Source organism: Roseiflexus sp. RS-1 (assembly GCF_000016665.1).
Lineage (GTDB): Bacteria > Chloroflexota > Chloroflexia > Chloroflexales > Roseiflexaceae > Roseiflexus.
The window spans coordinates 3,963,513-3,986,151 of sequence record NC_009523.1; the positions used below are offsets into that span (position 1 = coordinate 3,963,513).

The 22,639-nt window shown below is 61.3% G+C and carries 15 protein-coding genes; 6 read left to right on the forward strand and 9 right to left on the reverse strand.

All coding sequences use genetic code 11. The features are described from left to right. Nucleotides 1-28: 28 nt before the first annotated feature. The gene (locus tag ROSERS_RS16205; RefSeq protein WP_157041116.1) at nt 29-856 is read right to left on the reverse strand and encodes a carbohydrate ABC transporter permease; all 828 of its coding nucleotides are present in this window, start codon (nt 854-856) and stop codon (nt 29-31) included. Next, complete coding sequence (locus ROSERS_RS16210) at nt 840-1,721, reverse strand: carbohydrate ABC transporter permease (protein WP_011957856.1); 882 nt, start codon at nt 1,719-1,721, stop codon at nt 840-842. Before ROSERS_RS16210 ends, ROSERS_RS16205 begins: the two co-directional genes overlap by 17 nt. 120 nt (nt 1,722-1,841) lie before the next feature. Between ROSERS_RS16210 and ROSERS_RS16215 the strand changes: the two genes are divergently transcribed. Then, nucleotides 1,842-3,482, forward strand: coding sequence for an O-antigen ligase family protein (locus ROSERS_RS16215; protein WP_011957857.1), 1,641 nt, complete (start codon nt 1,842-1,844; stop codon nt 3,480-3,482). 398 nt (nt 3,483-3,880) lie between these two features. Continuing rightward, a complete protein-coding gene (locus ROSERS_RS16220) occupies nt 3,881-4,849 on the forward strand; it encodes a CAP domain-containing protein (protein WP_011957858.1) in 969 nt (322 codons plus the stop codon). 925 nt (nt 4,850-5,774) lie between these two features. Here ROSERS_RS16220 and uvrC read toward each other — a convergent pair. Continuing rightward, nucleotides 5,775-7,784 (reverse strand): excinuclease ABC subunit UvrC, encoded by a 2,010-nt coding sequence (gene uvrC, locus ROSERS_RS16225; protein ID WP_011957859.1) that lies wholly within the window; start codon nt 7,782-7,784, stop codon nt 5,775-5,777. A 112-nt stretch (nt 7,785-7,896) separates the two neighbouring features. Here uvrC and ilvD point away from each other — a divergent pair, with 112 nt between their 5' ends. Beyond that, nucleotides 7,897-9,576, forward strand: a complete 1,680-nt coding sequence (ilvD, locus tag ROSERS_RS16230) for a dihydroxy-acid dehydratase (RefSeq protein WP_011957860.1) — start codon at nt 7,897-7,899, stop codon at nt 9,574-9,576. A gap of 180 nt (nt 9,577-9,756) precedes the next feature. Beyond that, on the forward strand, nt 9,757-12,939 hold the full coding sequence (locus ROSERS_RS16235) for a VPS10 domain-containing protein (RefSeq protein WP_011957861.1): 3,183 nt from the start codon (nt 9,757-9,759) through the stop codon (nt 12,937-12,939). A gap of 144 nt (nt 12,940-13,083) precedes the next feature. On the opposite strand, the gene ROSERS_RS16240 is transcribed toward ROSERS_RS16235, so the two are convergent. Beyond that, nucleotides 13,084-14,121, reverse strand: coding sequence for a sigma-70 family RNA polymerase sigma factor (locus tag ROSERS_RS16240; protein WP_011957862.1), 1,038 nt, complete (start codon nt 14,119-14,121; stop codon nt 13,084-13,086). A 430-nt stretch (nt 14,122-14,551) separates the two neighbouring features. Here ROSERS_RS16240 and ROSERS_RS16245 point away from each other — a divergent pair, with 430 nt between their 5' ends. After that, nucleotides 14,552-15,802, forward strand: a complete 1,251-nt coding sequence (locus ROSERS_RS16245; RefSeq protein ID WP_011957863.1) for a hypothetical protein — start codon at nt 14,552-14,554, stop codon at nt 15,800-15,802. 237 nt (nt 15,803-16,039) lie between these two features. Here ROSERS_RS16245 and ROSERS_RS16250 read toward each other — a convergent pair whose 3' ends face one another. From ROSERS_RS16250 to ROSERS_RS16265, 4 genes are all read right to left on the reverse strand, one after another. Continuing rightward, on the reverse strand, nt 16,040-16,318 hold the full coding sequence (locus ROSERS_RS16250) for a hypothetical protein (RefSeq protein WP_157041117.1): 279 nt from the start codon (nt 16,316-16,318) through the stop codon (nt 16,040-16,042). Nucleotides 16,319-16,422: 104 nt separating this feature from the next. Continuing rightward, nucleotides 16,423-17,751, reverse strand: coding sequence for a DUF58 domain-containing protein (locus ROSERS_RS16255; RefSeq protein ID WP_011957865.1), 1,329 nt, complete (start codon nt 17,749-17,751; stop codon nt 16,423-16,425). Beyond that, entirely contained in the window at nt 17,751-19,136 is a 1,386-nt protein-coding gene (gene mnmE / locus ROSERS_RS16260) for a tRNA uridine-5-carboxymethylaminomethyl(34) synthesis GTPase MnmE (RefSeq protein ID WP_041333916.1), read from the reverse strand. Before mnmE ends, ROSERS_RS16255 begins: the two co-directional genes overlap by 1 nt. 108 nt (nt 19,137-19,244) lie before the next feature. Then, the gene (locus tag ROSERS_RS16265) at nt 19,245-20,597 is read right to left on the reverse strand and encodes a response regulator (protein WP_011957867.1); all 1,353 of its coding nucleotides are present in this window, start codon (nt 20,595-20,597) and stop codon (nt 19,245-19,247) included. 71 nt (nt 20,598-20,668) lie between these two features. Between ROSERS_RS16265 and ROSERS_RS16270 the strand changes: the two genes are divergently transcribed. Continuing rightward, nucleotides 20,669-21,658 carry an NAD(P)H-dependent amine dehydrogenase family protein gene (locus ROSERS_RS16270; RefSeq protein WP_011957868.1) on the forward strand — a complete coding sequence of 330 codons (990 nt, stop codon included), beginning with the start codon at nt 20,669-20,671 and terminating at the stop codon, nt 21,656-21,658. Between the two features lie 5 nt (nt 21,659-21,663). On the opposite strand, the gene puhE is transcribed toward ROSERS_RS16270, so the two are convergent. After that, nucleotides 21,664-22,407: a putative photosynthetic complex assembly protein PuhE gene (gene puhE / locus ROSERS_RS16275; protein WP_232282638.1), complete on the reverse strand. Its 744-nt coding sequence runs from the start codon at nt 22,405-22,407 to the stop codon at nt 21,664-21,666. Nucleotides 22,408-22,639 lie beyond the last annotated feature (232 nt).

Sequence of the window (22,639 nt, forward strand, 5' to 3'; positions counted from 1 at the left end):
TCGCCCGTCACAGCATCGCGGCAGCCTTTCATGAGCGCACTTCGACCCAAAACGCGCGTTGCGCCAGCACGAACAGGATCATGATCGGCGCGATCATGACCATGACACCCGCCATGAGCAGGGGCCAGCTGGTGATGTCCATCTGCTGCAACAGGCGCAATCCGATCGGAAGGGTATAGCGCGACTCGGACTTGAGGTAGAGCAGCGGATTGATAAAATCGCTCCAGTACTGCACGAATGTCAAAACGCTGACTGCGCCAATCGCCGGGCGCGCCAGCGGCAGCGCGATGCGTCTCCAGATCGCCAGCGCCCCCAAACCATCGAGTCGTGCCGACTCGATCACATCCGCCGGAATGCGGCGAAAACTCCAGTAGAAAATCAGAACAAACAGCGGACTGGAACCCAACCATACCGGCGCAAGCAACGCTGCATACGAGTCGATCAGGCGCAGTTCGTTCAGCACCAGAAAGCGCGTCAACCAGAGCGCCGTGATCGGCGTCATGCGCACCACAATCGCCAGGGCAAGAAATGCAGTGCGCACGTGTTCCGGCAATTGCGCCAGTGCGAACCCCGCCCACGACGCAACCACGACCGTGAGCGGAACTGCCAGCGCAGCAACCGCGAATGAGTTGAGCAGGTACCGACCCAGTGGCAGCAACTCGAAGATCTGAACATAGTTCGACCAGATGATCGGGTCGGGGATCAATTCGAGGTCGATTGGCGGCGGCGTGCCGGGAAGACGCAACGATGCAGCCAGCACCCAGATCACCGGCACAGCAAAGATCAGCGAAACACCGAGCGCTGTCAGGTGAAACCCGGCAGTGCGCCAGGGTGTTCGTTCAGACCGAATCATCATACCCCCATCCGCCAGAAATACGCCAGACAAGCATGATCAATCCGCCGACGCCTGCAAAGAGCAGGGTGGTCATTGCTGCGCCCTCGCCGAAACGAAAGCGGTCGAATGCCGTTTGATAGATCAGCAGCGGCAAAAACAGTGTTGCATAGTACGGTCCTCCGCCGGTCATGAGTAAGGCGGGTGTAAACGTGTTCTGCGCACTGGCGATGATGTCACGAATGATCACCAGGAACAGCCATGGCGCCAGCAGCGGCAGTGTCACGTGTCGGAAAAGCGCCATCCGCCCGGCGCCATCGAGCGCAGCCGCATCGTAGTAATCGTCGGGAATGTGCTGTAGCCCCGCGAGCAATACGACGAAGCCTTCACCGATCTGGAACAGGGCAGCAAGCGCCAGTGCGGGTAGCGCTGTGCGCGGATCGACCAGCCACGCCGCCGTCGGCAGATTGAGCGCCCCCAACACCAGATTGAGCGGTCCGTAGACCGGATTCAGAATCCAGAGCCAGATCAGCGCATATGCTACACCGGGAATGACGGTCGGCATGTAGACCGCAGCGCGGTAGAAGCGGATGCCACGACGCGGACGCCTGAGCAGCAATGCCAGTCCCAGCGTGATCAACGTGCGCAACGGTACGGTCAATGCCAGAAATGTCAGTGAATTCACGACTGCACGCCGGAAGAGATCATCGGCGAGCAGATGACGATAGTTCTGCACTCCGCGCCACACCGGCGGCGAGAGTGCGTCATAGGACGTGAATGCCAGTGCGAACGATAATCCTGCCGGAATGACGACCAGCAGCGTGATGCCAGCGAGAAATGGCGTGAGCAACAGGTAGAGTGAAAGCCGGTATCGGGTATGGGTGCGCATAGGATTGAGCTGGTGTCCAGGGTGAATTATGATACTTTTCTCATCCTCAGCAGCGCTTCTGTCATCAGTCTGCCCGCCTGAGCGTGTACTATACGGAGTGATATGCGCACAGGAGAGTCCATGAAACAGTTGAACGCGGTTCCGTTTTTGATGCCACTGATACTGTTTGTCACCGGCGGTCTCCTGGGAACCCTCGTCGCCTGCGATCCGGAGCAGAGCCTGCCGTGGATGCTGACGCTGACACTGGGAATAATACTCTATCTGGGGATTGTGACGTTCCTGCGCAACCGATTGATGAGCGTCGCTGCGGGAATCGGCGCCTGGAGCATCAGTTACGGTGTGCTGCTGGCGGTGCAGTATCGCCATCTTGGTTTTCACGAAAAGTTGGGGCTGTCCGCCTGGCTGGGGCGACTGACCAGTGCACCTTTCCCAGATGTGACGCCGGTGTTCATCGATGCAAATGCAGCGGCATCGTTTCTTGCACCAGCGCTCCCGCTGATCGTCGGCATAGCGCTGAGCGTCCATGGCGCACAACGCAAAGCCTGGAGCGTCGGTGCCGCTCTGGTGGCGTTCGGCGTGCTGCTGACGTCTTCGCGTGGTGCGTTTGTTGCGCTGATCGCCGCTGGCTTGCTCTGGGGGTTGGTGCGCCTCCAGAGATATGCGCAGGATTCCGACGCACGCATCCCACGCTCTATCTGGCGCAGCCTGGTTGTTGCCGGCGCGGCTGGCATCGGTCTCATCGCGCTGCTGGTCAACCTCCCCGCGACGCAGGATGCACTTGCGTCCGCTGCGCTGCGTGCCGCAGACCGCCTGGCAGTCTACCGCAACAGTTTCTTTCTGGCGCTCGACTTTCCGTTCAGCGGCATCGGACCGGGCGCCTTCGGTCCGATGTATTCGCGCTTTCAGTTGCTCATTCTTCCCACGTTCATCAGTTATGCGCACAACCTGTTTCTCGGCGTCTGGCTGGCGCAAGGCATTGTCGGGCTGATCGGCTTCGCCTGGCTGCTCATCGCTTCGTTCCGGCGAACTGCACCCATACTGCACGCACAAACGCCGCTGGTTCAGGGCGCAGCAATCGGGTGCGTGGTTCTACTGATCCACGGGCTTTCCGATGCGCCACAGTACGACACGTCCTGGACCACGATGCTGCTGGCGTTCGGTCTCTTCAGCATCGTGGCTGCGGCACCGCACCAACCGGTTGACATCCCCGCGCGCGCCGCCCGGCGACCCAATCCACACCGTCGGAGGCAGGTCGGGATCACGATTGCTGCGGTCGCGCTGGTTCTGATCGTGAGTGGACCGCATCTCGCGGCTGCTGGCGCCGTGAACTATGCCGCCTGGCTCCAATCGCGCGCGATGCTTGCCGACGAGTTGACGCAGAAGGAACGCACCACGCTGATGCACGACGCTGTGACGTGGATCAACTACGGTTTGCAGATCGCCCCCGCTTCGCCGCTGGTTCAGAAACGGCTGGGCATGCTGGCGCTCGATCTGGGGGATTATCCACGGGCGATCAATGCGCTCGAACAGGCGCAGACATGGTTCGCCGCCGATCAGGCGACCCACAAGGCGCTCGGCATGGCGTATGTGTGGCATGGCGAACCGGATCGGGGCGCCAGGATGCTGGCGCACCTCGATCAGGCGTCCGAAGTGCGCGAAGAACTCGCTATCTGGGTCTATGCCTGGCGCGAGCGGGGACGGGACGACCTTGCCGCGTATGCGAAACGCGCAGCCGAAGTAATGACGGAAGCGCCGCGTTGATGCTGTTGGAAGCAGGCGCCTCACGCGACACAGCAGACGCGGACGATAGTTAACGGGGCAAGCAATAACACCGGCGCCTGGCTGTGCGCTCTTTGGGAATAAACCACAGATACCCACAGATTGAACGGGTTGCCACGAATGTCTTTATATACAGCGCTACAATCACCTCGCCACCGGCGCCGTGCAGCGCGCGCAGATGACATTTCTTTCATCTGATGATGACAAGCAGAACAAAAAACTGAAAAGGAGGGTGATATACCCATTGCAAGCATTGCCCGTCGCGCCCCGCGGCGCCACCTCCGCAACGCGAGGTATCAGGACAGACTGTGAGGCTGCCAGAAGTCCATAATGCATGCACAAACGTCGATCATTCTGGAAAATAATGGGGAGGTCAACCCGTGTCAATCCGATGTCTCCGCATTATAAGCTTTCTGATTTGCCTCAGTCTTATTCTCTTTGTTCTCAACGCTCCGCCATTGACACAATCACTTCTTGCGCAAACTGACCCGATACAACGGGTTATTGAGCTGACAAACGAGGTACGGATGGCTAATGGCCTGTCGCCGCTGAAACGCAACGACATCCTGCAGCAGGCAGCGGTCTACATCGTGGAGGACAACGCCAGCCGGAATACCCTGTCGCACACCGACGGTCTTGGGCGCGATATGGGGCGGCGCTTTCAGGATTTTGGCTATGCCTATTCCATAGCCGCTGAGAACCTGGCAGGCGGTTATGCCTCTCCTGAGACCGCTATCGAGGGTTGGATGAATAGCTCCGGTCATCGAGCGAATATCCTACGGACTGGCTTGTGCGAAATTGGCGTTGGTTACACCTACCGGAGCGGCACGACCTACGGCCATTTCTGGTCGCAGACCTTCGGCTGCCGCTGGAATACCTACCCGGTGGTGATCAACGGCGAGGCGGCCGTCACGACTTCGCCGACGGTGAACCTGTACATTTATGGTGCGGGGTGGGCAGAGCAGATGCGGCTGAGCAATGATAGAGTCAACTGGACGGAATGGCAACCATATGCCACCAATTCCACCTGGACGCTGGCGACAGGAAACGGGGAGCGCACCGTTTTCGTGCAAATTCGGCGCGGGACGACCATCCACGAGGCAAGCGATACGATCGTGGTGCAGCAAACAAACAACAATACCGCCACCCCAACCCCATCGGTCACCCCCTCCTCGACCCCGACGCGTACACCGACCCTGACCCCATCGGTCACGCCCTCTCTGACCCCATCACGCACCCCCTCCCCGACCCCGACGCGCACACCCTCCTTATCGCCGTCGGTCACACCCACCATACCGCTGATGCTGCCGTCACCGCGGCAGGTGTACCTGCCGCTGGTGGTGCGGTGAAGGGGTAAGTCAACTTTCCCGTGCGCTTTGGACCCCTCATCCCCCCAACCCCCTTCTCCCACACGGGGAGAAGGGGGAGTCTGGGCATCTGAAGCCCAAAACGAGAGAAGGAACGCAAGGGCTTGCCAAAAAACCTGCCGCTGGAAGCGGAGATGCCCTGGGTGCGTGCGCCTCCGGCGCGCACCCGGCGAGATGCCTGCAACCGGAGAAGGAGCGCCAGAAACGCGGTCGTCCCGCGATGACGACCACTCCGTTGCGGCGCCCGTTTGCCCCTCATCCCCCCAACCCCCTTCTCCCACACGGGGAGAAGGGGGAGTCTGGGCGTTCTGCTGCCTGAAACCGGAGATGGCACGCAGGGACCTGCCAAAAAACCTGCCGCTGGAAGCGGAGATGCCCTGGGTGCGCGCGCCTCCGGCGCGCACCCGGCGAGATGCCTGCAACCGGAGAAGGAGCGCCAGAAACGCGGTCGTCCCGCGATGACGACCACTCCGTTGCGGCGCCCGTTTGCCCCTCATCCCCCCAACCCCCTTCTCCCACAAGGGGAGAAGGGGGCGTCTGGGCATCTTGAAGCCCAAAACGAGAGAAGGAATGCAAGGGCTTCCCGAAAACCTGCCCCTGTAAGCGCCTGCGAGGGGATCGCCGGGGGCTTATAGTTGTTGAGTAATTCCTCCGCTCTCGCCCGCGCAGGCGGGCGTCGCTTCCCATAGCCGAGGGGTTGACCCCGACGGCGCACACCAGCCCGCACAGGCTGGCGTCGCTTCCCCTGGCCAGGAGATTTAGCGATCGGCAGCAGCGTCGGCGCGACAATCCCCGCGTCGCTTCCCCTGGCCAGGAGATTTAGCTCCACGGCTGGTTCGGCATACCAGACCTGACTCTCCATCTTCATAAGCGTCGGAGCGGGGCGGCACGAGCGCAGGGGGCAACCCTACAGCATACTCTTCAACTCTTCGGCGGCTTTGCGCGTCATGCCCGGCACGGCGGCGAGTTCATCGACGGTGGCGTTGCGAATGCCTTCGAGTGACCCAAAGCGCTTCAGCAGCAACTGTCGCCGCTTCGGACCGATGCCAGGGATTTCTTCGAGCCGCGACGATGTCGCCGATTTGCTGCGCAGTTTGCGGTGGTAGTCTTTTGCGAAACGGTCGGCTTCTTCGTCGATCATGCGGATAAGGCGCAACGCAGCGCTGTCGCGTTCAAGCACGATGACATCACTCGCACCGGGGAGCAGCAGGTCGAAGCGATCACGGTTCGGTCCTTTGACCACCCCAACCACAGGAATGTGGTCGAAGCGCAGATCGCGCAGCGCCTGGATCGCTCCGTTCAGTTGTCCGACGCCGCCATCGATCAGGATCAGATCGGGCAGTTCCGCCCAGGTTTCCTGGCGTTCAATGTCGGCGTGCGACCCCGGCGTGTCGGTCTTCTCCGCTTCTTCCTGGTCGTCCGCTTCCGCCGGACCGTTGACGCTGCCGTTCATCCTTTGCGCTTCCGATTGCTGTTCTTCTTCCCCGATGACCATCGCAGCGCGACGGAAGCGGCGGCGCAGGATTTCCTGGATCGACGCGACATCGTTGGCGCCCTGAACGGTTTTGATCCTGAATTTGCGGTAGCGGCTCTTCTTTGGCTCGCCGCGCTCGAAGACGACCATTGCTCCGACGGCGTGGCTTCCCTGGATGTTCGAGACATCGAAGCATTCGATGCGCGTCGGCAGTGCGCTCAAGCCAAGCAGATCGCGCACCTCGCTCAACCCTGCCACGGCGCGTTGCTCGCTGTTGAGCCATTGCAACCGCAGTTCTTCGAGTTTCTGGCGCGCGTTCTGTTCCGCCAGTTCGACGAGACGACGCTTTTCGCCGCGCTGTGGCGTGTGCAGTGTGATTTTGCGCCCCGCTTTCTGCGCCAGCCATTGCTCGATCACTGCCGGTTCATCGAGCGGCATCGGCAACAGTAACGCTGCGGGGAGTTCAGCAGCCGTATCGTAGAACTGGGTCAGGAATGAGGCAAGCAGGTCTTCGTTGCGCTCCCCTTCGGCATTTTGCAGCGGAAACGATTCGGCGCTGATCAGTTTCCCGGCGCGAATGCACAAGACCTGAACGACCGCCATCCCTTCCTCGCGCGCCAGGCCAATGACGTCCTGATCGGCATCGTCGTGGCGCAGCACCTGCTGGCGCTGGCTGATCAACTCGATGTCGCGGATGCTGTCGCGCAACCGGGCGGCGCGCTCGAAATCGAGCCGTTCCGCCGCTTCTTCCATCTGGCGGCGCAACGTTTTCACCACCAGGTCGCTCTTCCCTTCCAGAAAACGACACACCGACTCAATGGTGGCGCGGTATTCTTCCTGGTTCACCAGCCCCGGCACGCACGGACCCAGGCATCGCTTGATGTCGTAGTACAGGCATGGCTTACCCATCCGCCGATGGCGGTTGAACTTGTCGTCGGGGCAGCGCGACGGCGGGCGAAAGGCGAACAGCCGGTTGAGCTGGTCGAGCGTGCGGTAGACCGCTCCAGCGCTGGAGTAGGGTCCGAAGTAGCGCGCGCCCTCTTCCCAGCGCGGGTTGCGCGTGGCAAAGATGCGGGGCCAGGTTTCGTGCAACGTTACTTTGATGTACGGGTAACTCTTGTCGTCCTTCAACAGCACATTGAAGCGCGGACGGTGCTGCTTGATGAGGGTCATTTCGAGCAACAGCGCTTCGAGTTCGGTGGACGTGACGATCACCTGAAAATCGGCGATCTGTTCGACCAGTCGTGCCGTCTTCCCATAAGGATCGCCAGTCTGGTTGAAGTAGGATCGCATCCGATCGCGCAGACGCTTGCTCTTGCCAACGTAGATGATCTTCCCCTGGGCGTTCTTCCAGAGATAGACGCCGGGCGCGAGCGGAACAGCGCGCAACCGTTCTTCGAAGGCGGTCGGATCCGCGATTGCGGTATGCGTCAGGTCAGGCATACCTGTATTATACCATTCTGGAACCTTCCGCTTCACCCGGAAAAAGTGGTACAATCGGGGATGCACCTCTGTTCATTCAGAATGATCGTCACTATCACGGAAGGACGGAGCCATGTCTAGCGACCTCAAACGCCGCAGTCGCACCATTACCGATGGGCGCACCCGCGCCGGGGCGCGCGCCATGCTCAAGGCAATCGGCTTCACCGACGAAGACCTGGCAAAACCGATCATCGGCATCGCCAATACCTGGATCGAGACGATGCCATGCAACATCAACCTGCGCGCGCTGGCGGCGCGGGTCAAGGAAGGCGTGCGCGCCGCCGGCGGCACGCCGATGGAGTTCAACACCGTCGCTATCGCCGATGGCGTCACCATGGGTACGGAAGGGATGAAGGCGTCGCTGATCAGCCGCGACCTGATTGCCGACTCGATCGAACTGATGGGGCGCGGGTATATGTTCGACGCGATCATCGCGCTGGTGGCATGCGACAAAACGATCCCCGGAGCAGCGATGGGATTGACGCGCCTGAACATCCCCGGCTTCCTGCTCTACGGCGGATCGATTGCTCCCGGTCACTGGCGCGGCAAAGAGATCACCATCCAGCATGTGTACGAAGCGATCGGTGCAGTTGCCGCCGGTAAGATGACCGACGAAGAACTGAAAGAGATCGAAGATGCCGCGTGCCCCGGTCCGGGAGCATGCGGAGGTCAGTACACTGCCAACACGATGGCAACCGTGATGGAAATTATCGGTCTCTCGCCGATGGGGACGGCTGCGGTGCCGGCTGCCGACCCGCGCAAAGATTCGGTTGGATACCGCGCCGGGCAGTTGATTATGGATGTGCTGCGACGCGATCTGAAGCCGCGCGATATTCTGACACGGGCGGCATTCGAGAATGCGATCGCCAGCGTGGCGTTGACCGGCGGCTCGACCAACGCGGTACTCCATCTGCTGGCGCTGGCGCGTGAGGCGGGCGTGCCGCTAACGCTCGACGATTTCGACGCGATCAGTCGTCGTACACCGCTCTGCTGCGACCTGATGCCGAGCGGGAAGTACTCTGCCATTCACGTCGATCAGGCGGGCGGCATTCAGGTGATTGCGAGACGCCTGGTCGACGGCGGTTTCGCGCACGGCGATGCGATCACCGTCACTGGTCGCACCCTGGCGGAAGAGGCGGCGGATGCTGTCGAAACGCCAGGTCAGGATGTGATCCGTCCCCTCGATAATCCGATCAAGCCGACAGGCGGGTTGCTGGTGCTGCGCGGCAATCTGGCGCCCGAAGGATCGGTGGTCAAACTGTTCGGTTATGAGCGCACCTACCACCGCGGTCCGGCGCGCGTCTTCGATGGCGAAGAGGCGGCAATGGCCGCTATCGTCGGCGGTGAAATTCGACCGGACGATATTGTGATTATTCGCTATGAAGGTCCGCGCGGCGGTCCTGGCATGCGCGAGATGCTCGGCGTTACTTCCGCGATTGTCGGCGCCGGACTTGGGCAGTCGGTCTCGCTCATTACTGATGGACGCTTCAGCGGCGCGACGCGCGGTGTGATGATCGGACACGTGGCGCCGGAGGCGGCGCGAGGCGGACCGCTTGCGATTGTGCAGGAGGGGGATGAGATCGAGATCAATCTCGACGAGCGCCGTGTTGATCTGCTGCTGTCAGAAGAAGAGATTGCCGACCGGTTGCTCGCCTGGCAGCCGCCAGCGCCGCGTTATGAGTGGGGCGTGATGGCGCGCTACGGTGCGCTGGTGTCGTCAGCGTCCGAAGGCGCCGTGCTGGTGACACCATGAACAGCCTGGGTCAATGAACAGTCGCCTTCGACGGATGGCGGTCGGTGCGAGGTGGTATTCGCTTGCGCGCCGACCTTTTCATTGCCTGCATGACACACCCGGCTTTCTCCGACTCTGAACTGCTACTTTGCCCTTCTCCCGTCGGCGTCAACCGGCGGGTCTGCATCCAGGGAGTTGTCCATGTCCTTCCCCACCGATTTTACCGGCTTACTCGAATGGCGCTGCATCGGACCGTTCCGCGGCGGGCGGGTCGTCGCGGTCGCGGGAGATCCGCGCGACATTGGAACGTTCTACTTCGGTGCGTGCGCCGGCGGAGTCTGGAAGAGCGTCGATGGCGGGATGTACTGGGAGTGCGTCTCAGATGGGTTTTTCAACACGGCTGCAATCGGCGCGCTGGCGGTTTCCGATTCCGATCCGAATGTTCTGTACGCTGGCACAGGTGAAACAACGATCCGGATCGATGTATCGCATGGCGACGGTGTGTACAAAAGTGTCGATGCTGGCAAAACCTGGAAACACGTCGGACTGACCGACACCCGCTTCATCGGCAAGATTCGCATTCACCCGCACAACCCGGATATTGTCTGGGTTGCAGCGCTCGGGCACGCCTTCGGACCCAACGATGAACGTGGCGTCTTCAAGAGCATCGATGGCGGGGCGACGTGGCGCAGGGTGTTGTTCAAAAGCGACAAAGCTGGCGCGGTCGATCTGTCGCTCGATCCGAACAACCCGCGTTTCCTGTATGCTGCCGTCTGGGAGGCGTACCGCTCGTTCTGGCAGATCTCTTCCGGTGGACCAGACAGTGGTTTGTGGATGAGCAGCGATGGCGGTGAGACCTGGACGGATATCACTGATCGACCGGGGTTGCCGAAAGGGTTGAAGGGCAAAATGGCGGTGGCTGCATCACCGGCGCGATCCGGGCGCGTCTGGGTGTTGATCGAGCACGCAAAAGAAGGCGGGCTCTACCGATCCGACAACTACGGCGACACGTGGGAAAAAGTTTCCGATAATCAGAACCTGATCTCGCGCGCCTGGTACTACATGCACCTCACCCCTGATCCGCTCGATTCGGAGACGATCTGGGTGAACAATCTCAGTCTATGGAAATCGACCGATGGCGGACGCACGTTCGTTGAAGTTGCAACGCCGCATGGCGATAACCACGATCTCTGGATCGACCCACGCAACAACCGTCGCATGATCCAGGGGAATGATGGCGGCGCATGCGTATCGTTCAACGGCGGCGAGTCCTGGTCCACGATCTACAACCAGCCGACGGCGCAGTTCTACCACCTGGCAGTGGACAATCGCAAACCCTACGTGGTCTACGGCACTCAGCAGGATAACTCAAGCATCGCTGTACCGGCTCGATCGCGGCACGGCGGCATTTTGTGGGGCGATTGCTGGATCGCCGGGACGGGAGAGAGCGGCTATATCGCAGTGCGCCCCGACAACCCAGATATCGTGTACGTCGGCGCGATCGGGTCATCGCCCGGCGGCGGCAACTGTTTGCAGCGGTATGATCATCGCGTTCGCCAGATTCGCCTGATCACCACGTGGCCCGAATATATGGGCGGCTACGGTGCTATCGACCATACATACCGTTTCGCCTGGACCTACCCCATCGTCATTTCACCGCACGATCCCAATACACTCTACATCGGCGGCAACATGATCTTCCGCACCACCGACGAAGGACAAAACTGGGAGGCGATCAGCCCCGATCTGACGCGCGCCGACCCGGCAACGCTGCAACCGACCGGCGGACCGATCAACCGCGACTCGATCGGCGCCGAGGTGTATGCGACGGTCTTCGCGTTCATCGAGTCGCCGCACGAACGGGGCGTCTTCTGGGCTGGCTCCGACGACGGACTGATCCATCTTTCGCGTGATGGCGGACTGACCTGGCAGAATGTCACGCCGCCAGAACTGCCCGAATGGACGCTGATCAGTTGCATCGAGCCGTCACCCTTCGATGCGGCGACGGTGTACGTCGCGGCGACGCGCTACAAACTCGACGACTATCATCCGTACCTGTACAAAACCACCGATTACGGCGCAACCTGGCAACGAATCGACGCCGGTATTCCGGCGCACGATTTTACGCGCGTCATCCGCGCCGACCCTGTGCGTCGCGGGTTGCTCGTCGCCGGGACGGAAACCGGTCTGTATCTCTCGTTCGACGATGGCGCGTCGTGGATGCGCTTTATGTTGAACCTGCCGGTCGCGCCGGTCCACGAGATTCTGATCAAAGACAGCGACCTGATCGTCGGCACGCATGGTCGTTCGATCTGGATCCTCGACGATATAACGCCGTTACGCGCAATGACTGCGGACATCCTCGATGCGCCGGTGCATCTGTTTGCGCCACGCACGTCTGAGCGCATTCTCCCCGGCATCGACTGGTCGGGCAACAATCCGGGCAAAGAATACCTGAGCAGCACTGGCGGCGCATTCATCAACGAAAAACAGCCTGATGGCGCAATCAAACGTCGCTATCTCGATGTAGGACAGAATCCGCCGAAAGGCGTCATCGTCACATACTATCTGAAAGAGACGCCTGCCGAAGCGATCACGCTCAGTTTCTTCGACGCACGGGGCGAATTGGTGCGCCGTTTCCGCAGCAAACCGCCCGAAAGCGCCGATGGCGAGAAAAAGAAGGATGACAAAGAACCGAAGATCCCGGCGAAGGCGGGATGGAACCGTTTCGTCTGGGACATGCGTCATGCGCCTGCGCCCCGGATCGAAGGCAAAGACCCTCCTGCTGACATGGTTATCGAAGGTCCGTTTGTGGCGCCCGGCGCCTTCCGTGTGACGCTGAAGGCTGGCGATGCCGAAACTGCACAGGAATTCGTCATCGTGCAGGACCCGCAATCCACCGCCACGCAGGAAGACCTGGAGGCGCAGCACGACCTTGCGATGCGGATTCATCAAACGCTCAGCACGGTCGTGCAGACGATCAATCGCATGCGCGATCTGCGCGCCCAACTCGATGGTTGGGCGAAGCGCGCTGAGACGCTGCCCGACGGCGCACCGGTCGCAGCGCAGGCAAAGGCGTTGCGCGAGAGGGTGCTGGAGATCGAGCAGCATCTCCTCGTGCCCGATCTGCGCCCTGGATGGGCGGATAATCTCAACCACGGGGTGCGCTTGCTGGAGAAGTTGATGAACGTCGCCGAAGTGGTTCAACCTGGCGATTACCGTCCGACCAGCGCGGCTGAAGCGGCGTTTCAAGACCTCGCAGCGCGCATTGCCGTCCAGACAGCGCACTTCGAGGCGTTGATCGAAAGCGATCTGCCTGCGTTGAACGCTGCGATTGCCGGTGCTGGCTTCGGGGCAATTATGCTGCCGGTACCATCAACGTAACATCTGGACAGACGGCAGTCGGATTCGGAGATGGAGTCAGATATCTGACATTCGGACGGGTTGTGCAGGCAGGGGATGGGAACGAAGCCAGCGATGGAACGTCACGCATGGGCAACACTGTTTCCCATCCCCGAACGCTCTTTCCTACTCCAGATACGCCTGCAACCGTGCACCAATGCCAGGACGACGCAACTGACGCAACGCATCAGCCTCGATCTGTCGGGTGCGCTCGCGGGTGATGCCAAAGGCGGATCCGACCTCCTCCAGCGTGCGGCGGCGTCCGTCGGTCAAGCCATACCGCAACTGGAGCACAGCTCGCTCGCGGTCGGGCAGTTCCATCAGCGCCTGCGCCAGGTCATGCTGGAGCATGCGCCGGGTTGCGATTTCCATAGGCGCATCGGCATCGTCGTCAGCCAGCAACTCACTGATCTGCCCTTCCCCATCACTGGTGATCGGTTGTTCCAGCGAAATCGGTTGCGCCGACGCCTGCAACAGGAGTTTGACCTTGTGCTCCGGCATATCGATAGCCGCAGCGATCTCTTCGACGGTTGGTTCGCGCTCCAGCGACTGCTCAAGCCGTCGGGCAACACGACGTAACTGTGCAATGACATCACTCAAGTGCACCGGCAACCGGATCAGGCGACTCTGCTCGGCAATAGCGCGTGTAATCGCCTGACGAATCCACCAGGTTGCATACGTCGAAAAGCGATTACCTTTGCCAGCATCGAACTTCTCAACCGCGCGCATCAGACCGATATTCCCTTCCTGCACCAGGTCCATGAAGGAGAGCGGTCCGCCAATGTACTTTTTGGCAATGCTGACGACCAGACGCAGATTTGCCTGAATGAGGCGTCGCCGCGCTTCTTCAGCCTGCATCACGCGCCGTTCAAGCAGCAGGCGCTCGGCGAGCGATTCGAAGCGATGCGATTTCAATCGCTCCTGAGCCTCTCGACCGGCGCGAATGTCGTTCGCCAGCGTGATCTCCTCTTCGGCGCTCAGCAGGCTGACCTGCCCGATCTCACGCAGATACATTTGTGTTGAGTCATCGATGGTTTCACTGCGGGAGAGGCGTTTTTCATCCAGATCGCTGATATCGGTCAGCCAGAAAGAGTCGATCTCCTCAGCACCGGGATCGTCTTCAACACGATGCTGGTCGTTGGCGCGGGTTTGGACCTGATTCATCACGGTACTCCGGTAGCTTTATGTGAATCTATCCGTGTACCGTGTGCTACGCACGCTGTTGACGGATGGATGTTCAATCGTTGAATATTCTTAAGAACCTATCCCCGGAAGACCTTCCTCACAGGGGTGGATGTTTTGGCACGCCCCTGCGCGCCATCTCCCGTTTCAGCCATCAGAACGCCCAGACTCCCCCTTCTCCCCGTGTGAGAGAGGGGCAGGGGGAAGGCTCACAGGGGTGGATGTTTTGGCACGCCCCTGCGCGCCATCTCCCGTTTCAGCCATCAGAACGCCCAGACTCCCCCTTCTCCCCGTGTGGGTTGAAAGGGGGGGGATTCGCAGGCAGATTGTCAACCGTTTCCGTTCCACCGAACGCACGGGCCGATCCGTCGGTATCATGATCATGGAAGGATCGCGAGACACGGAGGATGGTATGTCCCGCACGTCCACAGAACGGTTGCTGCAGCAGCAGATCCAGACCCTCTTCCCGCGCTTGTCGCGTCACCGGCGCCGCGCCCTGGCCCGCTGGGTCTTGGGCGCCTTATTGGCGGGGAGCGCCAATCGTCCCGCGCTGGTGCACGCGCTCGCCACTGCCGGGATCGCCCGCGCCGCCACCCTGGCGGACGCCTGGGATGCCTGGATCGCCGCCCCGGCCCATCGCATTGACACCGCCGACCCACCCGCAGCGGGTGCGCCACCGGTGGTCAGTCCGCTGGCGTGCGGCGCCGACCTGCTCCGCTGGATTCGCGCGCACTGGACCGGCGGACCGCTGGTGCTTGGGCTGGATGCCTCCCATCGGCGCGATGACGTCGTTCTGCTGCGCATGAGCGTCCTCTATCGGGGCACCGCCCTGCCGGTCGCCTGGGTGATCGTCCCGGCGAACCAACCGGGTGCGTGGGAACCGCACTGGGAGCGGATGCTGCGCTGGGCCCGCAGCGCGCTGCCGCTCGACCAGGAGGTCCTCGTGCTGGCGGATCAGGGGTTGTGGAGCCCCCGGCTGTGGCACGCCATCCGGTCGCAGCAGTTCCATCCCATCATGCGGGTGCGCACCACGTCGACCTTCGCGCCGACCGGTCAGGCGCGCCAGTCGGTGCTGCGCCTGGCGCCCGGACCGGGGCATGGATGGGTGGGCGTGGGGGTCGCCTTCAAGCACGCACCCAAGCGGATTGCGGGCACGCTGGCGGTGGCGTGGGGCGCCGACCATGCGGAACCGTGGGTGCTGCTGACCGATCTGCCGCCCGCGCAGGTGGATGCCGCGTGGTATGCCCTGCGCAGTTGGGATGAGGCGGGCTTCCGCCAAAGTAAGTCGATGGGCTGGGACTGGCAACGCGGTCAGGTGACGGACCCGGATGCAGTCGCCTGGCAGTATCTGGTAGTGGCGACGGTCACGCTGTGGACGGTGGCCGTCGGCACGCGGATCGAAGATGCAGAACAGCAGGGGGTTCCGCCCGGTCGCCTGAAGCGGGCGCCGCCGACGACCGGCGCGCCGCCGCGCCGTCGCTGGAGCGGCACGGCGCAGCGGGTGATCAGCCTGCTCCGGCGGGGGATGCAGCACCTGCGCTGGTTGCTGGCGCAAGGGCGTTGTTGGGTCCGCTTGTGGTTGCGCCCGGAGCCCTTGCCCAAAATAGGTGACAGCGTAACCATGCATATCTATGACCCGTCCCAATGCCTGAAATCGCCCTAAATCCCCCCCCTTTCAACCCCGTGTGGGAGAAGGGGGCAGGGGGGATGAGGGGCAAAAGCGCACGGGAATGCAGAACATCGCTCATCTCACCCGAAAACTCTACACGTGAGAATGAAAGGGGAGGAGGAGCAGAGTCAATGTGTAATAGCATACTAGTATGCTAGCACGCCTCAGTCGGGCAACAATCGCCCTGCTCTTTATCCTGGCATTACTCGAAGGGGGAAATGATAGCAAATCCTACAGATAAACCGGCACGACCTGTTTATTGGGTCTGCACCCCTGGGCAGCGGCATAGCGCGAAACGCCAGCGCCGCCACGTCCGTCTGCTCCATCGGCAACATCACCCGACACGCGCGCCTGCCCTTGGAAGAGCGCGTATCGCGAAGAGATTGAAAGAAATCCATCGGCAACATCACCCGACACGTGCGCCTGCCTGAGCATGCCAGCGGCGCGCCTCGTTTGGGTCGTCACCCCGGCGGGCTGCCGCACAGACGCCCCCGCGCACCGGGCAGTCAAGCAGTGCACCTCGTTTTGGTCGTCACCCCTGCAGGAGCGCCGGTTCATCTCATCCATCCTCTGGTATAGCGCCAGCGTGATGTTTAGAGCGCGCGCCACGCTCGTTATCCCGCCCGATGAGGGCGCACCAGGTCATCGCGCCGGGGCATCCCATCGACGTGCTGCTGATCGCCAGGGGCAGGTCGAGCAAGCGCCGCTGCCAGCGCCTGCCCGCGACCATACACATAGGTCGGCACACGCAATTCCGCCAGACGCATACGGATCGTCTGATTGCTGCGCCCGCCGCCGAACGAATGTGCATCGATCAGGATAGCAACAATGCGCACACCACGGTAGAGCAGATGTTGCACACCGGTCACCCAGCGCTCGTCGAGCGAGGGAGTAATCACCACCAGCGTGCAATTGCGTCCAAAGCGCACGCTTTCCGCGCTCAGCACCTCCGCCAGCGAGGTCGCGCCATATGCGCGCAGTTCCGCCAGCGCCTCCAGAATCTTGTACAGCTGCCGCACTTCGCGTTCTGGCGGAATAACTTCACGGTGCTGCCCCCAGGCGATCAATCCCACGGCGCGGTTCTGATCCAGCACGTGCCGTGCTACCGACGCTGCAGCATGCACCGCATATTCTTCGGTAGACTCGGCAGTCCGCTGATCACGCGCGACGGGCATCGCTTCCGCCTGACGCAGCGCCTGTTGAGCGTGCTCATTCATGTCGAGCAGAATGTACACCTCGGCGGTCGGGTCGAGTTCGAACTCCTTCACCATCAATCTGCCAAGACGCGCTGTGCTGCGCCAGTGGATCCGGTTGAAACTGTCGCCCGGTTGATACTCGCGCAGCGCAGCGACATTCGGCGTCACATGGTGCGTACGTCTCCTGAGGTTCTGACCGCCGGGCAATTCTGCGCCGGGCAGCACAAACTCCGGCAACGGAACGGTTCGCGGGTAGACCAGAATATCGGTTGCGCCAGCAATGTCGCGTTGCAGACGAAACAATCCCAGCGGATCGCTGCTCGCCAGCGTCACCGGACCCAGGCGGAACTTTCCGCGCATGGTACAGGGAGTTCGCACCACCCAGCGTTGCTGCTCATTGCCGGGCAGACAGGCGACGAATCCAGCGCCGTGGGATGGCAGATTCGAGTGATCCAGCACTTCAACCCAGAGTCGCGGCAGAAACCAGTGGTTGATCAGCGTCACGCGCTCGCGCGCCACGTCGCCGACCTGCGCCCGGTGCGAGAATGTCTCACGTCGTACACTGAGACCATGCAGATTGAGCCATGCCCACAGATATGCCACCACCACGATGCTGATCAGCAGATAACTGAGGTGAAAGAAGAGTTCAATCCCTGTGCCCTGCGCCGCAATAAAGATCAACGCCGCCAGCAGGACAAGACTGAGCGGACGGAGGGAACGTTCGAGGCGTTGCCACTGCATCATCATCACTTCCCGATACAAAACCGGCTGAAGATGGCATGCAGCAGGTCCTCGCCGACCGACTCGCCGGTCACTTCGCCGATAGCGTTGATCGCCGCTGTCAGGTCAACCGCCAGCAGATCGGGAGAGACACCCTGCTGGAAACCGGTAAGCGCGTCGCGCGCATGATCCGCTGCGCGCGCCAGTGCATCACGATGGCGTGCATTGGTCACCAGACGCCCATCCGCCGCTATTGGCGCACCCAGCAACAGACGCGCCACCGTTGCGCCGAGTTCGTCGAGACCCTGTCCGGTTAATGCTGAGACGGTCACCATCGCGTCGAATGCCTTGCCGCGGATCTGTTCATATTCACGCTGCCGCGCTGCGATGATCGACCGATCGGCGTCGATCAGGTCGATTTTGTTGAGCGTGAGGATCGTGCGTTTCTCTTCGGTCAACGCGACAATCTCGCGGTCATCGTCAGCAACCGGGAGTGACACATCAACGACCAGCAGCGCCAGGTCTGCCAGCCTCACCGCCTGACGACTCCGTGCCACGCCAAGACGCTCGACCGGATCGTCACTTTCCACGATCCCTGCGGTGTCCGTCAACACCACAGGCACGCCTCCCAGACTGGCGGTTTCCTCAAGCGTATCGCGCGTCGTGCCGGGGATCGGCGTCACAATCGCCCGATCAACGCGCAGCAGTGCGTTCAACAGGCTCGACTTTCCGGCATTCGGACGCCCGATCAACGCAGCGCGTGCGCCCTGGCGATAGATGATCCCGTGCTGCGCTGACGCAACCAGCGCATCGAGCGCCTGAACTGCCGCCGTCAGGGGAGTCTCGATGTCCTGCGGATCGACTTCGTCTTCAGGAAAATCGACCAGTGCTGTGCAGTATGCCAGCGGGTCCATCAACAGGTCACGGATGCGGTGCAGTTCCTGCGAGAGCCATCCGCCCAACTGCGCCTCTGCCAGCGCCAGCGCTGTCGTCGTTCGCGCTGTGATTATGTCAAGCGTTGCTTCTGCCTGAGCAAGATCGATCCGCCCATTCAAGAAAGCGCGCATGGTGAACTCGCCGGGAGCGGCCGCCCGCGCGCCAGCCGCCAGCGCCTGTTGCAGCACCCGCTCGACAACCAGCGGTCCTCCGTGAACTGATATTTCGGCAGTGTCTTCAGCAGTGAAGCTTCGTGGACCGCGCATGAACACTGCCAGCGCCTCGTCCACGACTGCGCCGTTCTGGTCAACCACACGACCATAACGCATCTGGTAGGGTTTCCACCGACCAGGTCGCACCGGCACGAAGATGCGCTCCAGGATCTTCAACGCATCTCTTCCGCTTATGCGCACAATTCCAATGCCACCCTCGCCGGGCGGCGTCGCAATGGCTGCAATTGTGTCGTCATACAGCATACGACAGAACCGGGTTGCCCCGGCAGGCATGCATCCTGCCGATCAAGATTCTGGCGTCATTGTACCGGATCTCGCCCGACTGCGCCGGGAAAGCGTGCGCCGGACACATTACGGTTGAACCGGTGGCGGTTCGGGCGTCGGCGGTTCGGGTGTTGGCGGTTCAGGCGTCGGCGGCGCGAGTGTCGGTTGCGGGCGCACCGTCGGACGCGGGCGCGCCGTTGGAGACGGCGTGGCGGTTGGCTCCAGCGTGGCCGTTGGTTCAGCAGTCGGGCTTGGCGTCGCGGTGCTTGTCGGCGTCGGGCTTGGTGTCGCAGTCGGTGTGAATGTCGCCGTTGGCGAGAAGGTTGGCGTCAGGGTTGGCGTCGGGGTCGCAGTCGGTGGAACAAACAGCATGCGTGCCCGTTCACCAAGCGCCGCAACACCTGCCGGGTCGATCGCCAGAATGCCGCCAATGCCGATCACCAGCGCCAGCAACACCACGGCAGCCCATACCCACCAGGGTGGCGCAGAGCGCGGCAGCGACGTTCCTCCCAGGGCGAACAGAGGTTCGACCGGCGCAGTGTAGTGGCGCTGACGATACTCTTCGAGTGCATGGGTCACATTCAATCCCAGGTAGGCGGCATACGTCTTCACCATCGCTTCGGTCATCGCACCGTGCGGCAGCAGGGAAAACTTCTCCTCCTCCATCGCCTGGATATAGGACATGCGGATTTTCGTATCGAGTTCCGCCTGCACCAGTGTAATGCGCCGCCGTTGACGCGCTGCGTGCAGGCGTGCGCCAAGCGGCAGCCGCTCCAGTTCGGCGACCCGCAACTCATCGACCGGCATTGACGTGTGATCAGCGATCAGACCACGCTCCTCAGCATGCGGAATAAAGACCGCCTCTTCTTCGTCATCGGAAGGACGCGCACGACGCAGGCGCTTCGTAGAACCCCCAGAATCCGAATGGCGGTCGTGCGTGTTTGCGACAGCAGCGGTCGCATCATCGGCAATGTCGTCATCGTCACCCAGATCGATCACCCTGGACGCGGTTGCCGGCGATGCCGCAGACGCGGTAGGAGTGGTAGAAGACGTGTCCTGGGAAGGAACGATCTCGTGAGTCGATCTCGATTTCAAATGTGCACGCAGACGGGCGAGCAACTCACCGGTGCGAAACGGCTTGGTCAGATAATCAACGGCGCCAGCGTCGAGTCCACGCACGACATCCTCTTCAAGACCATCGCCGCTGATCACAATGGTTGGTGTACGCGCCGCCAGGCGGGGCAGAAACTCCCAGCCAGCCTGGCGATCAATAGCCGGCTCCAGTAGCGCCAGATCAACCGTTGCACTGTCAAGGACATATTCCACCTGACGCACACTGGTCGCCTGGATGGTTTCATATCCGGCATCTTTGAGTTGTGTCGCCAGCCGCGCCAGCAACACGACATCATCGTCAATAATCAGGATGGTTGGAGTTTTCATGAGAAATTGACATTTCTTCTGACGGCGCGCTATTATAACATGACCAGTATCGATGCATAAGGAAGAAACGTATGGCGACACGCGTCGTTTGTTACGGACTCGGCCCAATCGGTCTGAGCATTGCACGTCTCGCCTGCGCGCGGTCTGGCATCCAGGTCGTCGGCGCCGTTGATATCGATCCGCAGAAAGCCGGTCGTGATCTGGGCGAATTGCTGGGCATTGGCGCGACCGGCATTTCCGTCAGCGCCGATGCCGCAACGACACTGAGAAACACGCGCCCCAATGTCGTGCTGCATGCCACGCTTTCGTCGCTTGCCGCCGTTGTACCGCAGTTGCAGGAATGTATCGCCGCCGGCGCCGATGTCATTTCGACATGCGAGGAACTCGCCTACCCGTGGAGCGCCCAACCACAGATAGCAGCGGATCTGGATGCTGCGGCACGCGCTGCTGGCGTCACCCTGCTCGGTGCAGGGGTCAACCCTGGTTATGCAATGGATGCGTTGCCGGTTATGCTGACGGCGGTGTGCGCCGGGGTGCGCGCCATTCGTGTGCTGCGCATCGTTGATGCAGCGCAGCGACGCGCTCCGTTGCAACGCAAGATTGGCGCCGGGCTGACACCCGACGAATTCGCGCAACGTGTGCATGAAGGCACGGTGCGCCACGTTGGATTGCCTGAGTCTCTTCACATGATCGCAGCAACGCTCGGATGGCAACTCGATGCTGGCGATGACACGATTATGCCCGTCCTTGCCGAACGCGCAATCGCCACCGAACACGTTTCCGTCGCCGTCGGGCAGGTCGCCGGCGTGCGTCAGATCGCGCGCGGCTACGTTGGTGAGCGCGAAGTCATTGCTCTTGAATTGCAGATGTACGTTGGTGCACCCAATCCGCAGGATACTGTTGAGATCGATGGCGATCCACCGCTGCGTATGACGATCCCCGGCGGCATCCATGGAGATAGTGCGACCGCTGCTATCGCCGTCAACGCGATTGCCAGCATTCGCAGAGCCGAGTCCGGATTGCTGAGTATGACCGATATACCACTGGTTCATTACTGGTAATACGCCTACCCGACGTCCACCCGGCGTTCGCCCCACATGGCGCCCACCGGCGGGGTCATCAGCAACCAGATTTCGAGCAAGCCCAGCAGGGTAAGAAAGCTGAGCAGCGTTCCAACAACCGCTTCAAAATCGGTCGCATCAGGGTGGAGCGCCCAGCGCGCCAGCAATGTCGCCACCACGACAGCAGCGGTGACGGAAAGAGGGAAGAACAGATTCATCGGGCGATAGCGAAAGAAGATGCCGAGGTGACGCAGGTGATCCGGCAGCAATCCGGCGTGAAAATTGCGCGCACCCAGAAAAATGTTGATTTTGGCAGCCAGATGCATCAACCAGAGGAGGAGGTACGTCCACCAGCCTGTCTGGTTCGCAGCATCCCAGCTGAGCGCTGCCACAACGACAGCCCCGGCAAGGGCGGCAAGTTCGTGATGCAGGCTCGCATGCACTGCCTGCCCGAACCGAACGAAGCTGCTAGGGTGCCAGACCAGCGGCTCCTGACGCGGTCCCGTAACAAACCCCATGTAGAACCCGGCAAGTTGCCATCCCCACAGGAGCGTCCCACAGGTAAATCCCAGATACGCCCCCAGCATACCGGTATCGTCACGCGCCAGCCACACCCCGTAGAGCGACGCCAGCCCGACCGCCGTGAGCGCAGCGAAACTCAGGCGATAGGTACGCTGCGGCAATCGATAGAGCAGAATAATAATGGCAGTCGACACCCACCAGAGAACCAGCGCGTAAAGCAGAGGCACAAGGTATCGGGTGAAAACTGGAGATATGTCGGGCATGTGAAGAACCAGGAACCGAGAACCAAGAACCAAGAACCGAGAACTAAGAACCAAGAACCAAGGACCGAGAACCGAGAACTAAGAACCAAGAACCGAGAACCGAGAACTGAGAACCGTCCAACCTGCAACCTGCAACCTGCAACCTGCAACTGTTCAACCTGCAACCTGCAACCTGCAACTCCTCATCCCCTCTCGC